We start from the raw sequence: 271 nt of genomic DNA, 5'->3' as shown, positions 1-271 counted from the left end.
GGTATGCGACGGAGGATTTGCGGAACAGACCCAATTACCCGCTCGTCTGGTTTTCAAACACGAGCCGTCACTTGATCCTGCAGTGGCGGCCATGGCCGAACCTTTGGCTGTCGCCCTACATGCGATACGACGGCTTAACCCACCCCAAGGCGAGGCGATTCTTCTAGTCGGCTGCGGGACGATAGGCGGTCTCTGCGGTTTGCTGCTTACACATCTCCACGATGGAAAGTTGTTGTTTGCGGATTTGAATGGCAGCCGTGCCGAGATGGTG

The 271-nt window shown here is 56.8% G+C and carries 1 pseudogene; it reads left to right on the top strand.

From position 1 onward, the window contains the following. Nucleotides 1-271, top strand: a pseudogene (locus AF337_RS45440) (dehydrogenase); the annotation flags it as partial.

Source organism: Rhizobium ecuadorense (assembly GCF_001187535.1).
Classification (GTDB): domain Bacteria; phylum Pseudomonadota; class Alphaproteobacteria; order Rhizobiales; family Rhizobiaceae; genus Rhizobium; species Rhizobium ecuadorense.
The sequence above is the reverse complement of the archived record's forward strand: the minus strand, read 5'-3'. Positions and strand labels throughout refer to the sequence as shown.